The 13,753-nt window shown below is 71.6% G+C and carries 12 protein-coding genes; 6 read left to right on the top strand and 6 right to left on the bottom strand.

Going from position 1 to position 13,753, the window contains the following annotated elements; translation table 11 throughout:
- Positions 1-25 precede the first annotated feature (25 nt).
- Entirely contained in the window at positions 26-1,312 is a 1,287-nt protein-coding gene (locus BJ961_RS17110; protein ID WP_271413700.1) for an MFS transporter, read from the bottom strand.
- Between the two features lie 440 nt (positions 1,313-1,752).
- On the opposite strand from BJ961_RS17110, the gene BJ961_RS17115 reads away from it, so the two are divergent.
- Entirely contained in the window at positions 1,753-2,517 is a 765-nt protein-coding gene (locus BJ961_RS17115; protein ID WP_271413701.1) for a dienelactone hydrolase family protein, read from the top strand.
- 80 nt (positions 2,518-2,597) lie between these two features.
- Here BJ961_RS17115 and BJ961_RS17120 read toward each other — a convergent pair whose 3' ends face one another.
- The 3 genes from BJ961_RS17120 to BJ961_RS17130 all read right to left on the bottom strand — a co-directional run bounded on the left by BJ961_RS17120 (position 2,598) and on the right by BJ961_RS17130 (position 7,688).
- The gene (locus tag BJ961_RS17120) at positions 2,598-5,195 is read right to left on the bottom strand and encodes a collagenase (RefSeq protein ID WP_271413702.1); all 2,598 of its coding nucleotides are present in this window, start codon (positions 5,193-5,195) and stop codon (positions 2,598-2,600) included.
- 271 nt (positions 5,196-5,466) lie between these two features.
- Positions 5,467-6,171, bottom strand: a complete 705-nt coding sequence (locus BJ961_RS17125; RefSeq protein WP_271413703.1) for a GntR family transcriptional regulator — start codon at positions 6,169-6,171, stop codon at positions 5,467-5,469.
- 71 nt (positions 6,172-6,242) lie between these two features.
- Positions 6,243-7,688, bottom strand: coding sequence for an aminopeptidase P family protein (locus tag BJ961_RS17130; protein ID WP_271413704.1), 1,446 nt, complete (start codon positions 7,686-7,688; stop codon positions 6,243-6,245).
- Between the two features lie 295 nt (positions 7,689-7,983).
- Here BJ961_RS17130 and BJ961_RS17135 point away from each other — a divergent pair, with 295 nt between their 5' ends.
- Together BJ961_RS17135 and BJ961_RS17140 are read left to right on the top strand one after the other, a co-directional pair.
- Positions 7,984-8,985, top strand: coding sequence for a LysR family transcriptional regulator (locus tag BJ961_RS17135; RefSeq protein ID WP_271413705.1), 1,002 nt, complete (start codon positions 7,984-7,986; stop codon positions 8,983-8,985).
- Positions 8,986-9,056: 71 nt separating this feature from the next.
- Entirely contained in the window at positions 9,057-9,422 is a 366-nt protein-coding gene (locus BJ961_RS17140; protein WP_271413706.1) for a DUF488 domain-containing protein, read from the top strand.
- Positions 9,423-9,482: 60 nt separating this feature from the next.
- On the opposite strand, the gene BJ961_RS17145 is transcribed toward BJ961_RS17140, so the two are convergent.
- On the bottom strand, positions 9,483-10,601 hold the full coding sequence (locus tag BJ961_RS17145) for an FAD-dependent oxidoreductase (protein ID WP_271413707.1): 1,119 nt from the start codon (positions 10,599-10,601) through the stop codon (positions 9,483-9,485).
- A 54-nt stretch (positions 10,602-10,655) separates the two neighbouring features.
- Here BJ961_RS17145 and BJ961_RS17150 point away from each other — a divergent pair, with 54 nt between their 5' ends.
- Positions 10,656-11,348, top strand: a complete 693-nt coding sequence (locus BJ961_RS17150; protein WP_271413708.1) for a TetR/AcrR family transcriptional regulator — start codon at positions 10,656-10,658, stop codon at positions 11,346-11,348.
- A gap of 268 nt (positions 11,349-11,616) precedes the next feature.
- Here the strand turns inward: BJ961_RS17150 and BJ961_RS17155 are convergent, their stop codons facing one another.
- The gene (locus BJ961_RS17155) at positions 11,617-12,132 is read right to left on the bottom strand and encodes a RipA family octameric membrane protein (protein WP_271413709.1); all 516 of its coding nucleotides are present in this window, start codon (positions 12,130-12,132) and stop codon (positions 11,617-11,619) included.
- A 168-nt stretch (positions 12,133-12,300) separates the two neighbouring features.
- On the opposite strand from BJ961_RS17155, the gene BJ961_RS17160 reads away from it, so the two are divergent.
- Both BJ961_RS17160 and BJ961_RS17165 read left to right on the top strand, forming a co-directional pair.
- Positions 12,301-12,816, top strand: a complete 516-nt coding sequence (locus BJ961_RS17160; RefSeq protein WP_271413710.1) for a putative immunity protein — start codon at positions 12,301-12,303, stop codon at positions 12,814-12,816.
- Between the two features lie 208 nt (positions 12,817-13,024).
- Positions 13,025-13,711, top strand: coding sequence for a hypothetical protein (locus BJ961_RS17165; RefSeq protein ID WP_271413711.1), 687 nt, complete (start codon positions 13,025-13,027; stop codon positions 13,709-13,711).
- Positions 13,712-13,753: the final 42 nt, after the last annotated feature.

Genomic DNA, 13,753 nt, shown 5'->3' on the forward strand with positions numbered 1-13,753 from the left:
CGGTCGAACGGGCGAGGGGCAGGGGTCAGCGCGACTCGGCCGAGAGCGTGCGGCCCAGGTGCGCGAGTGGGGACGAGATCATCACCAGGGGAGACAGCATCATGCCCGCGGCCGTGGCCAGGAGGCCGGCACGCGGACCCCACGTCTCGGCCAGGAAGCCGCCGAGCAGGGAACCCAACGGCGACATCCCCATGCCGACAAAGGTGATCGTCGCCGCCGCCCGGCCCTGCAACCCGTCCGGAGTGACCGTCTGCCGTACGGCCATGACCGCCACGTTCACCAACTGGCCGCCCGCACCGAACACGAGGTTCGCCGCGACGAGCACCGGAACGGTCACCGCGGTGGAGCCGTGCAGTGCCGGGACGCACAGGAAGACGCCGTCGCCGAGCGCCGCCGCGGCCACCAGCACCGGCCCGTAGCCGAACCGGCCCGGCAGACGGGCGGCCAGCACGGAGCCCAGGAGCGCACCCGGCCCCGTCGCCGCCAGCACCAGCCCGACCTGGCTCGCGGACAGGTGCAGGTCCCGCGGCAGGAAGAGCAGGTAGACGGTCATCGTGGCCGCGAAGGAGAACTGGAAGGCCGCCGAGGCCAGGCACACGGCCCGCAGCGTGGTGTCGCGGACGACGAAACGCAGCCCCTCGTGGATGCGTCGCCAGACCCGGCCGGGACGTTCCAGGTGTACCGGGGCGGACTCCGCTCGCTGGATCCGGCGGATCGAAAGAAACGACAGCGCGAAGCACACCGCACCGGACGCGACGGCGGCCGGCGCCGACAGAAGCGACACCAACGCACCCCCGAGGGCCGGACCACCGATCTGCGCGGCGGACCGGCTGCCCTCAAGCGCACTGTTGCCCCGTACGAGTTGCTCGGGTCGCACCAACCGCACGAGGGACGCCTGGTAGGCGACGTCGAAGAACACGGACAGCGCTCCCACGACGAAGGCGGTCAGGAGCAGCGCGGGCAGGCCGAGGAGCCCGAAGAAGCAGGCCAGGGCCGCGGCACCCAGAGCAAGCGTGCGCCCGATGTCGGTCAGCACCAGCACCGTGCGGGTCCGCCACCTGTCCACCCACGCGCCGACGAAGAGCGCGAGCAACAGGACCGGCGCCTGGCCCACCGCGCGTAGGACGCCCAGCTGGGCGGCACTGGCGTCGAGTGTCAGGACGGCCAGAAGGGGGAGGACCACCAGCCCGGTGTGTTCTCCGAGTTGGGACACGGTCTGCCCGGCCCAGAGTCGGCGGAAGTCGCTGTCCCGCCACACACTCGACGGAGCGGGACGGTCGGAATCGGACGAAGCGGAGGAGGCGGACGGCACGGGAATCCCTCGGGTCGCGGGCAACGAGGCCCGTCCGGCGGGCACACCACAGGTGCGCCGACGGTTCGGGCGGAAAGGGGGCTCGCTGTGCCGCGACATCAAGGGCAGCACGCGATGACGGGCCGACAGGCCCTCGACGTCAACGCGCGCTCGGACGACCGACCATGGCTGCAACTCCTCGAAGGATGACTCGCTTCCCCCGGACACTAGCGTCACGTGGTGCGTAGGGAAAGGAGATGAGACGTGCGCCGAGCGGACTGCGCACCGCCGTGGGGGATGGCGTCGGTCCGACCGGTGGACTAGGTTGTGCGGCGATGACTACCGGGACGGCCTCGCGCCACACACGGATCGGTGACCCGGTGCTCCACTGAGCGCCGCCCGGGCTCCGCCTCCTGTCGTGCTGATCACAGCTCGACACGTCAACCACGACAGGAGAAGCGATGCCCACCGAGACACTGCACATTCCGACCGCCGACGGCCGTGCCGACGCGTTCGCCGCCCACCCCGACGGCGATGAGCGGCACCCAGGGGTGCTGATGTACCCCGACGGCTTCGGGATCCGGCCCGTGCTGCGGGAGTTGGCCCGCGAACTGGCAGGGCACGGGTACTACGTCCTCGTTCCCCATCCCTTCTACCGGCACGGCCCGGCACCCGTTCTCGAACTCCCCGCCCACATCGGAGAGGAGGAGCGGCCCGCGGTCTTCGCCCGGCTGATGCCCATGATCGAGGCGCACACCGTCGAACGCGCCCTGAGCGACGCCCACGCCTACCTCGACTTCCTCGCCACGCGACCCGAGGTCGCCCCCGGACCGGTCGCCGTGACCGGATACTGCATCGGCGGCCTTCTCGCGGTGCGCACCGCCGCGGCCCACCCCGGGCGGGTGGCCGCCGTCGCCGGGTTCCACGGTCCGGTGGGCGCGGCCGGGCCCGAGCTCTTCTCCGGGCTCACCGCCCAGGTGCACTTCGGCCACGCCGAAGGCGACCTGACACCCGAGGCACTCGCCGGACTCAACCAGTCCCTGGACGCCGCGGGCGTCGACCACACCTCCGAGATCTATCCCGGCACCGTCCACGGCTTCACCATGTCCGACACCGACGCCTTCGACCCCGCGGCGCTGCGGCTCCACTGGGAGCGTTTGCTGCCCCTCCTCGCCCGCACGCTGCGGCCCGGTGGCGGGGGAGCGGCGGCACCGGCGTCCGGCTGAAGCCGCCGGGAGCCCCGAGCCCGGGGCGGAGGAGTCCGCCCCGGGCCGTTGCCGAGCCCTGCCCCGTCGGTGTCCGCCGGTCAGTAGGCGGTACTGACGGTGACTCCGCTGAACCCGCTCGCGGCGTACAGGCCGAGGTAGTTCGCGCCGGCCGCGGGGTTGTCGACGGTCAGGGTGTGGCCGTTGCCGGTGCCCGTGGCATGCTGGGTGTAACTGCCGGTCCCGGGCCAGCCGTTGGCGCTGTAGTAGAGGTCCGCGTCACCGGTGCCGCCGGACGTGGTGATCGTCAGCCGGGTGGTGCCGGCGGGGACGTAGAGGTACAGGTAGGCGTAGTTCCCGGTGGTGGCCGACTGGTTGCCGCGCCGGCAGTTCTGGCCCAGCTCCCTGGGATCGCTGCCGGTGCATTCGGTCCCGGTACCGCCGCCGACGGTGACCGTCCTCGTGGCGGAGGCGGTGGCGCCCTTGTCGTCCGTGACGGTCAGCTTCACGGAGTAGGTGCCGGCGGTGCCGTACGTCTTGCCGGGGTTGGTGGCGGTCGAGGTGGTGCCGTCACCGAAGTCCCAGGACCTGGAGGCGATCGTGCCGTCGGCGTCCGTGGACCGGTCGGTGAAGGTGACCCGCACGTCCTGCACGGCGGTGGTGAAGGCGGCGGTGGGGGCCTGGTTGCCGGGCGGGTTGGTGCCCCCGCCGCAGTCACCGGCCGCGCAGCCCGCCAGCCAGGTGTACCAGTCGGTGTCGTAGCGGGTGCCGATGGTGCCGGTCAGGTAGGTGCGGGCGGCGTTCCAGTCCCCGGCGCGGTAGTGGCCGAGCACCCTGTCCAGGTCGGCGCGGTGCTTCTCGAGCATGTACCGCGTGGCGAGGTAGCCCCAGCGGTAGACGCGCGTGGTGTCGTGGCTGTACGTGGTGTCGAAGAGGGTGCTCAGGGCGTACGTACGGCGACCGGCCTCCGTCATCGCCTCCGTGTAGGGGACTCCGCGGTAGGAGTAGGAGACGTACTCGGCGAAACCTTCGATCCACCAGATGGTCGGGGTGGTGATGTTGGCGTTGAAGTCGCCGTACATGTCGAAGCGGCCGTCGAGGTAGTGGGTGTACTCGTGGTTGAGGTTCCAGATCTGGAAGTCCGGGCGCACCCACTCGGCCTCGTAGGCGATGAAGCGTGGCTGGTTGCCGGCCGCCGAAGGGTCGCCCTCCAGGTACATGCCGCCGTTGTTGGTGTCGATCCCGTAGATCGCGCCGGCGTAGGTCTGGTAGTCGGTGCTGGAGTCGAAGACCACGACCTCGATGGTGGCGTTGCCGTCCCCGGCGACGGGTCCGCCGTCACGGACGACGCCGTGGAAGTAGGCGTCCTGGCCGCGCAGGCTGTCGCAACTGGCGGACAGCTCGCCCGAGGTCATCTGCTGGGCCTTGATGGTGATGCCGGCGCTGCACGTGTAGGTCACCGGCAGCACCGCCTTCGTCAGTTGCCCCTGGAGGTCGCAGGTGCCGTAGGAGGAGCAGTTGGCCTTGTCGTAGTAGTCGGTCATCTCGGCGACCCCGACCCAGAGCGGGGCGGTGGTGCCCTTGATGGAGCTGGCGTCGAGCAGACCGGAGGCCAGGGGGCGGACCTTGCTCCGCAGGGCGGAGTGCTGCAGGAACCTGCCGAGTTCACGTCCGGCGTTGGAGGTGAGGTACGACTGGTCGGTGCCCAGGAGCGAGAGGTGACCGGCCGCGAAGCCGTACAGCGCGTCGATCAGACCGGGATCCGACTGGACGGCGGCCACGAAGGCGGGTACCTGGTGGCCGCGGAAGGTCACGGTGTAGACGTTGTTGACCGCGTTGAGCATCCACCAGGAGGAGTTCCAGGTGGAGTCGTACGCCGCCAGCAGCCGCTCGAGCACGGGTATGTAGCGGGCGTTCTCCTCGGCGCTGTCGATGAGGGTGACGGCCTCGGCGAGGGTCTCACCGTTGGCGTCGTTGACGTCGCGGGAGCGGGGGGCGGCGAAGAAGGCGTCGAGCCCCGCACGCACGGCGGACTGCAGCGCGCTGCCGTAGGAGCCGACCGTGCCGGCGTTGTAGTAGTGCACGTAGTAGCCGGCGCGCAGGTAGAGCACGAGCTGCGGCATGCCGGTGCTCGAGTCGCCGGGGTAGGACGCCGAGCCGTCGCGCAGCGCGTAGGCGACGGTGGTCATCTGCGCCTCGCGGAAGGCCTGGTAGGCGTTGCTCCCGGTCAGGTCGAAGAGGGTGTTGACGCAGTCGGTCGTCGACGCCTTGATCTGCTGCACCAGCGCGCTGCCGGTGCGGGAGGTGAAGTCGGCGACGTCGCAGGCGGCTGCGGTGGCCGCGGCGGCCTTCCCTGCGGCCCTGCCGTCGGCCGGCGAGTTTGCCGACCGGGAGGGCGGAGCAGGCGGTTCGTCGTGCCGTCCGTAGGACTCCTTGAGAGCCTCCTTGCTCGCTGCCAGCGGCGGGAGTGAGGACGCCTTCAGACGTCCCCTTCCCACGTGCTCGGAGTCGGCGGTGGGGGACTGGGCCACCGGCGGGGGACCGGCGTGCTCGTCGCCGCCGGCCGCGGGCTCCGCGACGGACACCGGGGACCCGGCCCGGGCGTCGGCAGGCTGCGCCAGCAGGCCGAAGCCCATGGCGACGGTCAGGGCCAGCGGCAGGGCCGCGCCCAGACGTCGCCGGACGAGTGACTTTCTCACTGTGCCTCCCATGAGGGTGGGGACCACGCGACGCGCGGCCCATGGGGGATGAGAAGGCCGTGGAACGGGGAGGGCCGTGCCGCTCACCTGACGGGCGCACGACGACCGATGCCGAGATTGGCATGACCACGACCTGTGACATGTACCATTGCACAGGTGACATGGCTCAGGGAAGTCGTCCGACCGAACCTTGAGGTTGCCAATTGGCTTGAGAACTTCTGGAGTTGGGCGCGTGGCGGAAGCGTGTCCGCTGGGACTCGGCGAGTGCCGATCAGCTGCCGACGCGCAGAGCCTGCTCCTGGTCCTCGGTGTCCGCCCGGCCGTCCGCCCAGAGGGTGCGGACATGGGCGAGATGGCGGCGCATGCACTCCTCCGCCTCGTGGACCCGGCCGGCCACCATCAGGTCCAGCAACTCGACGTGCTCCTGGGCGGAAGCGACCAGCCGCCCCGCCCCGTTCAGGCTGCCCAGCCCGAACAGACGTGAGCGCTTGCGGAGATCGGCCACCACCTCGACGAGGTGGCGATTGCCGGCCAGGGTCAGCAGTTCGAGGTGGAACCGGTGGTCGGCTTCGAGGTACTTGAGGACGTCGTGCTCCCGGGCCGCCGTGACGATCCGCTGAGCCAGGGGCCGCAGGGCTTCCAACTGCTCGGCGGGCGTCGTCGCGGCGACGCGTCCCACCGTGGGGACCTCGATCAGGGTCCGGATCTCGGTGAACTCGTCGAGATCCCGTTCGGTCATCTCCGTGACCCGGAACCCCTTGTTGCGTACCGCTTCGACCAGGCCTTCCTTGGCCAGGTCCAGCATGGCCTCGCGCACCGGAGTGGCGGACACGCCCAGTTCCCCCGCCAGCGTGGGGGCGGAGTAGATGACACCGGGACGGAGGTCGCCGGCTATGAGGGCGGCCCGGAGGGCGTCGGCGACCTGGTCGCGCAGATGGGTCTGGACGGAGATCGCCTGGGTTTTGAGATGAGGCATCCCTGCTCCTCCGCCGGACCAGCCAATGACCTCCCACTATACAATGTCACGTTGCCTTGACGGTTCGGCGGTCAGCGCAGGGACGCCATCCAGGTCTCCACCTCGTCGGCGCCGCGGGGCAGTTCCGACGACAGGCACACGGGACCGTCGGCCGTGATGACGAAGTCGTCCTCGATCCGTACGCCGATGCCGCGCAGTTCGGCGGGCACCGTCAGATCGTCGGGCTGGAAGTACAGACCGGGCTCGACGGTGAGGACGTGACCGGTCTCGAGCACGCCGTCCAGGTAGGTCTCCCTGCGGGCACCGGCGCAGTCGTGGCAGTCCAGCCCCAGCATGTGGCCCGAGCCGCAGACGGTGTACCGGCGGTACAGGTCGGACTCGGAGGTCGAGGCCGTCCTGCCGTGCGGCCGCAGCCCCCACGCGTCGAGTCCCTCGGCGAGGACCCGCATCGCGGCATCGTGGAAGTCGCCGTACCGGGCACCGGGCCGCAGCGCGGCGATGCCCGCCGACTGCGCGGCCGACACCAGGTCGTAGACCCGGCGCTGGACATCGGTGAAGCGGCCGCTGACCGGCAGTGTCCGCGTCACGTCGCCGGTGTAGAAGGAGTCGGCCTCCACGCCCGCGTCCAGCAGGAGCAGGTCCCCGTCCCGTACCGGGCCGTCGTTGCGCGTCCAGTGCAGGACGCAGGCGTGTGACCCGGCCGCCGCGATCGTCTCGAAGCCCAGCCCGTGACCTCCGAGCCGGGCACGCCGGTTGAAGGTGCCCTCGATCCAGCGTTCCCCGCGGGCGAGGCGCGTGGCGTGGCGCAGTTCACCGACGACGTCCTGGAATCCGGCGACCGTCCAGTCCACGGCCGAACGCAGCTCCCCGATCTCCCACTCGTCCTTGACCAGCCTCAACTCCGACAGGAACGCCTCCAGTTCGGCGTCGGCCCGGGGGACCGGTGTCACCATGGCGTCGACGTGCGCGTCCACACCGCGCAGCACCCGGGTCGGCACGTTCCCGCGAAGGGCCCGCTCCAGGTCGGTACGTGCGGCGGCCTCGACGCCGAGTGTGGCCGACGTCTCCGGCAGCGTCCGGCGCCGACCGGTCCAGAACTCGCCGTACCGCCGGTCGCTGTGGAACTCCGCGCTGTCCGCCCCGCCGTCACGCGGTGACCGCGGACGGGTGAACAGGGTCACCGTGTGCCCCGTTCCGGTGGGTTCGAGGACGAGGACGCCGTCGGGCACCGCCTGCGTCCCGAGTTCCGCGGTGAGGTGGACGAACGCGGAGTGCGGCCGGAACGCGTAGTCGAAGTCGTTGCTGCGGACCTTCAACCCGCCCGACGGGACGACGACGCGTTCTCCGGGGAAGCGCTCGGACACCGTCGAGCGCCGTTTGGACGCGTACGCCGCTCCCGTCAGGAGCGGCAGCCTGCGGTCCGTGTCCGCCCACCCTCCCCGGAAGGGGCCGCTCTCCGCGGCCGGCGGCTCGTCATCGCCCCTGCTCCTGCCGAGCAGGCCGTCCCGCTCTTCCATCCGGGCATCCCCCTGTCATGGTTCACCGCACGGTGATCGAACCCTCCTCGCGCGTCGCGTCCGTCTCGCGGACACGGCGTCGCTGGGCCGAGATTTCCACGACCGGTTCCGCCGGGACAACGGGCGCGGGCATAAGAGAACGTGCGGGGCATGCATAACGCCGGCGCCCTCCCGGCCGGGAGCCGACGGGGGAGCCGTACCCCTCGTCCGGGGCGAGTGGCATCACCGAGCGTCGACGGAACCGCGCCCACGCGCATAATGGACCCCCGATTCCGCGACCCGGCGAGGTGTACCGATGGAACTGGAGCTGCGCCATCTGCGCGTGCTGTGCGCGATCGCGGATTCCGGGAGCGTCGGCCGGGCGGCGGCCGCGCTCGGGTTCACCCAGCCCGCGCTGAGCACACAGCTGCGCCGCGTCGAGCGGCTGCTCGGCGAGGGACTGTTCGTGCGCAGCAGTACGGGTGTGGAGCTGACCGCCTACGGCGCGGAGGTCGTGAGCCAGGCCCGCGAGATCCTGATCCGCGCCGACGCTCTCGGACGACGGCACGCCCCACGCCCGCCCGCGGCGGCCCGCGCACTGCGGCTCGGCGTCACCAACACACCGGTGGTGCCGATGCTCCTGGACGCCCTGCGCGAGGCATGCCCGGACCTCACGGTCTCCGTCAGCAGCGTGTACGCCACGGGTCACCTCCTCGAACTCCTGGAGGCCGGTGAACTCGACGCCGCGCTGGGCGTCGACTACCCCGGGCTGCCGGTGCGGCACTCCTCCGCCCTGGCCCACCGCGCCATCAACACCGTCCCGATCTTCGTGGCCATCCACGCGGGCCACCCGCTGGCGCACCGCATCGAGGTCCCGCTGGAGGAACTGTCCGAGGACACCTGGTTCGTCGCCTCCGACGACGGCGTGGGATGGCCCGGCGCCTTCTACGACGCCTGCCGGTCCGCGGGGTTCACACCGGCCGGCACGCACGAGTTCCACGTCCTCGACCAGTTGCAGTCGATGATCGCCAAGGGGCTCGGGGTGACCGCCGTCCAGCCCACGGTGCGTCCCGTCGAAGGGGTCCTGGTCAAGCCGTTGGCGGGCGACCCCCTGTGGCAGCGGCACCTGCTCGTCTGGCGTCGCGAACTGGTCGACGCGGCGGTGGTCGAGGCCCTTCACCACCATGCCGTGCGCACCTACCGCAACCTGCTGGCCCAGGCACCGCACCTCCAGAAGTGGGCGACTCGCACCTATGCGCCCGCACGCGCCCCGGAGGGGCACGGAACGGGGCTGCCCGCGAGGGCCTCGTGTGTTTGAGCGCGCCGGGGCGGATCACCCGGCGCGCAGGCCACGGGATGCTGTCCGATTCCCTGCTCGGAAGGTGGGTCATGGCTGTACGGGTCGAGTACCGGAGAATCTACGAGGACCCCACACCGCAAGACGGGAAGCGCGTGCTCGTCGATCGCCTGTGGCCTCGCGGCATGAGCAAGGAGAAGGCCGAGCTGGACGAGTGGCTGCGCGACGTCGCCCCGTCGGCCGATCTGCGCCGCTGGTACCACCACGATCCCGAGCGTTACGAGGAGTTCCGGCGCCGCTACTTCGCCGAACTGGAGGACGCCGGCCACGAGGCCGCGCTGCACCGTCTGCGCGACATGGCGGCACACGGCAAGGTCACCCTGCTCACGGCCACCAAGGACGCGGACCACAGCGAGGCGGCCGCCCTGGCCCAGTGGCTGGACCGCCGCCGCGGCTGAGCACGGTCGTGCATCCGGAGCGCGGCGCAGGACCGGTGGGCGACGCAGCGTGCTGCCCGGTCAGGACGGCTGAACCCGGTCGAAGAGGGCGAGGGCTTCGCGGGGGTCGGGGCTCACGAGGCGCTCCAGGCCGGCCGTCGTGATCTGCGCCCAGCGGCCGGCCCGCGCCCACATCCGCTGCTCGAAGGCACGCACACTCTCGTCCAGGTCTTCGGGCCCGGCGGCGACGGACTCGGCCAGTTCGGCGGCTTCCAGCATCGCGAGGTTCGCGCCCGCGCCCAACGGAGGCATCAGATGGGCGGCGTCGCCCAACAGGGTCACCCCGGGGACGTGGGCCCAGGTGTGGGAGGCGGGCAGGGCGTGGAGGGGGTGCCGGGCGAAGGCGGTGCCGTGGCGGAGGAGGTCGAGGACGTGCGGGGCCCAGCCCTCGAACAGCGTCAACAGCTCCGACCGCACGGCCTCGACGTCGGCCGGGCCCACTCGCGTGTGCCGGTCGAGCGGGGCGCGGAACTGGGCGTACACCTTGACGTGGCCGCCGCTGTTGCGCTGGGCGACGAGCGCTCGGTTCACTCCGTGCACCGCGACGGAACCGTCGCCGACCAGGCGTGCGAGGTCGGGGTGGCGGGCGTCGACGTCGTCCAGGGAGGACTCGACCATGGTGACGCCGGTGTAGCGCGGCGTCACCGGTGAGACCGCCGGGCGGACCCGGGACCAGGCGCCGTCCGCGCCGACGACGAGGTCGAACGTCTCCTCTCGCCCGTCCGCGAAATGAACCGCCGTGCCGCCCCCGGACCCCGGTGCCGCGCGGGTCACGCCGTGCCCCCACCGCACGTCGAGGGGGCCGAGCAGCAGGTCGCGGAGTTGTCCGCGGTCGATCTCGGGATTGGCCCGCTCGTCCGGACGTGGCCGCCAGTCGCGCAGGACGGTTCCGTCGACGTCCAGGATGCGCATGGCCTGCCCCTCGGGACGGGACAGCACCTGGAACTCCGCGAGCAGCCCCGCCTTGGCCAGCGCCCGCTGGCCCAGCCCCTCGTGCAGGTCGAGTGTGCCGCCCGGCGGGCGGGCGTCGGCAGCGGCATCGCGTTCGAGGACGGTGACGGGGTGGTCATGGCGGTGCAGGACACGGGCGAAGGTCAGTCCGGCGGGGCCGGCACCCACCACGGCGATACGTCGTCTCATATCGATACACTGTATTTCTGTGATACGACGCATGGCAAGGGTTACGGTGTGCCCATGACTGTCTGGGACCGGCCGGAGCCGCCGACTCGCCCCGCACCGCTCGACCGGGAGCGGATCGTCGCCGCCGCCGTCGCACTGGCCGACGAGGGCGGGCTGGAGGCGGTGTCGCTGCGCAAGGTCGCCGCCCGGCTGAACGCCGGTCCGATGCGGCTGTACGGCTACATCTCCACCAAGGCGGAGCTGTTCGACCTCATGGTGGACGAGGTCTACGCCGAGATCCTTCCCGAGGAGCGGCCCGGTGACTGGCGGGAGGCACTGCACGGCCTCGCGCACCGCACCAGGCAGGCCGCGCTCCGCCACGCATGGCTGGCCGACCTCCTCGGCGGCCGTCCGGCCCTCGGCCCGAACGGTCTCGCCGTCAGCGAGGCCACGCTGGCCGCCCTCGACGGCGTCGCCGACATCGACACGGTGATGCGTGCCGTGGAGACGGTCAGCGCCTACTCCACCGGCGCGATCAGGCGCGAGATCGCGAACCTGCGGGCCGAGCGCGCCACGGGTCTGTCCGAGAGCGACTGGCAGCGCGCCCGCGGCCCGCACGTGACGAGGATGCTGGCCACGGGCCGCTTTCCGGCGCTGGCCAAGCTCGTCTACGACGGCACGCACGTGGACGCCGAGGTGACCTTCGCGACCGGCCTGGACTGGGTTCTCGACGGTGTGGCCGCCAGACTCACCGGGCCGCCCGCGTGAGGCCCGGCTCCCGCCGGACGTAGGCCCGCCCCTGCGGGGCCCGGCCCGCGCTTCGCAGGAGCCGGCCGATCCGGTCGTTCCCCGTGCTCGCCGTGGCCGTGGCAAGAGGCGCCGGACGGCCGCACACCGCCCGGCGCCCGAACGTCCCGTGGCCGGTTCCCTGGTTCCTCGTCGGGTTCCTGCCGACCGCCCTGGTCAACACCCTCGGCCTCGTCCCGGCCGATGCCCACCCGTCAGACGGGACACCGGGCCGCGGAGAGTGTCGGTGTCATACGGCCGCCGCGGCGACGAACCCCAGAACATAGGCCCCGGCGAAGAGGAGGGGAATCCACCGCTCCACCCGGTTCAGCGGCAGATAGACCCGCCAGTCCCGGCCCTCCCCGAGAGCACGCCACTCGGCGGCCACGAAGGTGCGGGCCGGCAGCCGCTCCTCCAGCGCGCCGATCACCTCGAACTTGCCCCGGTTCAACTGGTGGTAGGAACGGACGGTGAACCACCAGGCGACACACATGCCCAGCAGGACCAGCAGGGCCGCGACCGCGAGGACCGCCGGCATGTCGCGGTGGTGCCCCTGCGACAACCAGGTGCCGAGGAAGGCGACCAGGCCGGTGTGGAGGGTCAGGAAGAAGGTGTTGGCGAGATTGCGCCGGGAGCTGACCCGGTCGGCCATCTCCACGCACAGCTTGTACTGCTCGAAGACCGCCGCGTGATAGGCGGCCTTCGCGTCGCGGTAGTCCTCCGCGCCGACACCGTCGTTCCACAGAGAGTCACTGTTCTCGACCATGGCAGGCTTCTCCCCGTAATCGTCACGCTCGCCGATCCTAACGACAAGGTAAGTTCTTCGACCGCGCCGGGCGGAGCAAAACCCCTACAGGACCCCGAAGTTCGGCGGAGAGTTGCCGCAACCGCGGGCCGGTGCGAGCCGGACACGAGCAGGAAGGAACGGCCGACCGTGATCCTCCCGAAGATCAGGGACCCCCGCCTCGTCACGATCCGCCGCGGCGGGACCCTCACTGATCCGGACCACCACCTGCTCGCCCTCTGGGCCGCGGCCTGCGCGGAGCACGTCCTGCACCTCTTCGAGACGGCTCGGCCCGAGGACCCGCGTCCGCGCCGGGCGATCGAGCACGGCCGCGCCTGGGCGCGCGGCGAGGTCGGGATGATGCGGGCCCGCGCTGCCGGCGGGCATGCGATGGGTGCGGCGCGGGATCTGCGCGGAGCGGCACGGCATGCCGCCTACGCCGCCGGCCAGGCCGCGGTCGTCGCGCACGTCGCCGCGCACGAACTCGGGGCGGCCGCGTACGCGATCAAGGCCGCCCGCGCCGCCGTACCCGAGGGCGAGAGCGAGGCCGCGGGACGACTCGAATGCCGGTGGCAGCGTGACCGGCTCCCGGCGGCGATTCGCGCACTCGTACTCGACGACCAGCGCTTGCGGAACGACATCTGCTGGTCGGTGTTCGACTGTTGAGTGACCATGATCGGCGTGTATGGGGCACTGATCTCAACTCATCTGAAATGATCAGTGTGTCGGGGGAGGCCACAGAGGCCGAGGGGGCTGAGGAGGCCGGCCGCCGGGACGGTTCCGCGCCGGGGAGGGGCGGGAGCGCCCGCGTGCCGCGCGGCAGCCGAACGCGCCAACGCCCCGGCCTGAACATCGAATGGGAGTTTCGGAGAACGTGCGCACGATACCTTCCGGCGGCCTGCCCGGCCGTCCGATCGCCGCGGTCGTCGCCCTCGTGGGAATCGCCTCGGGCGTCCTGGTCGGACAGGGGGGTCTGGACACCGTGGTCGGCTGCGGAAGCCCGGCCGACGACTACCCGTCACGGACCGCGCGGGACTGGGTCACCAACGCCGACCACGTCGTCGTGGCCACGACGACCGCGGAACGCGACGCGGACAAGCGTGAGATCGACAGCGGACCGGTCCAGTTCGTCGTCTCCCGGACGGTGACGTTCCGGGCCGACGCCGTCCTGTGGTCCGCGCAGCGCCCCCGGCACACCCTGGACAAGGACTTCGACATGGAGGCCGCGGGTTGGTCGGTGTACCGGAACAGCGGAACGCGAATCAAGAGAACCACCGCCGCGGCGCCCCGACTGGAGCCCGGTCACACCTACGTGCTGGCCCTGCGCTGGGAGTCCGACCGCTGGGTGGTCCTCGGAGAGGGCGCCGCGGTGCCCTTCGACGACCGTACGGCGGGCCGGGGGGAGTGGTGCGGGCGGGTGCTGAGCGAGGACGACGTGGCCCTCGGCGAGCGCTTCTCCCGCCTCGACGACGACAGCCTCGAGGAGGACGTCAAGGGACAGGACGAACGCGCCGTCGTCCGTGAACTGGAACAGGCCCGAAAGCCCACACCCGGGTCCTGAGCGGCCGGTCGCCGCCGGCCGAACGCCCGCGACACCCCGAGC

Origin of the sequence: Streptomyces lienomycini, assembly GCF_027947595.1 — a bacterium.
Lineage (GTDB): Bacteria > Actinomycetota > Actinomycetes > Streptomycetales > Streptomycetaceae > Streptomyces > Streptomyces lienomycini.

Coding starts and splice junctions, on each gene's coding strand:
- BJ961_RS17115 (WP_271413701.1), top strand. CDS start 1,753: ATGCCCACCGAGACACTGCACATTCCGACCGCCGACGGCCGTGCCGAC.
- BJ961_RS17150 (WP_271413708.1), top strand. CDS start 10,656: ATGACTGTCTGGGACCGGCCGGAGCCGCCGACTCGCCCCGCACCGCTC.
- BJ961_RS17140 (WP_271413706.1), top strand. CDS start 9,057: ATGGCTGTACGGGTCGAGTACCGGAGAATCTACGAGGACCCCACACCG.
- BJ961_RS17125 (WP_271413703.1), bottom strand. CDS start 6,171: ATGCCTCATCTCAAAACCCAGGCGATCTCCGTCCAGACCCATCTGCGC.
- BJ961_RS17135 (WP_271413705.1), top strand. CDS start 7,984: ATGGAACTGGAGCTGCGCCATCTGCGCGTGCTGTGCGCGATCGCGGAT.
- BJ961_RS17145 (WP_271413707.1), bottom strand. CDS start 10,601: ATGAGACGACGTATCGCCGTGGTGGGTGCCGGCCCCGCCGGACTGACC.
- BJ961_RS17130 (WP_271413704.1), bottom strand. CDS start 7,688: ATGGAAGAGCGGGACGGCCTGCTCGGCAGGAGCAGGGGCGATGACGAG.
- BJ961_RS17155 (WP_271413709.1), bottom strand. CDS start 12,132: ATGGTCGAGAACAGTGACTCTCTGTGGAACGACGGTGTCGGCGCGGAG.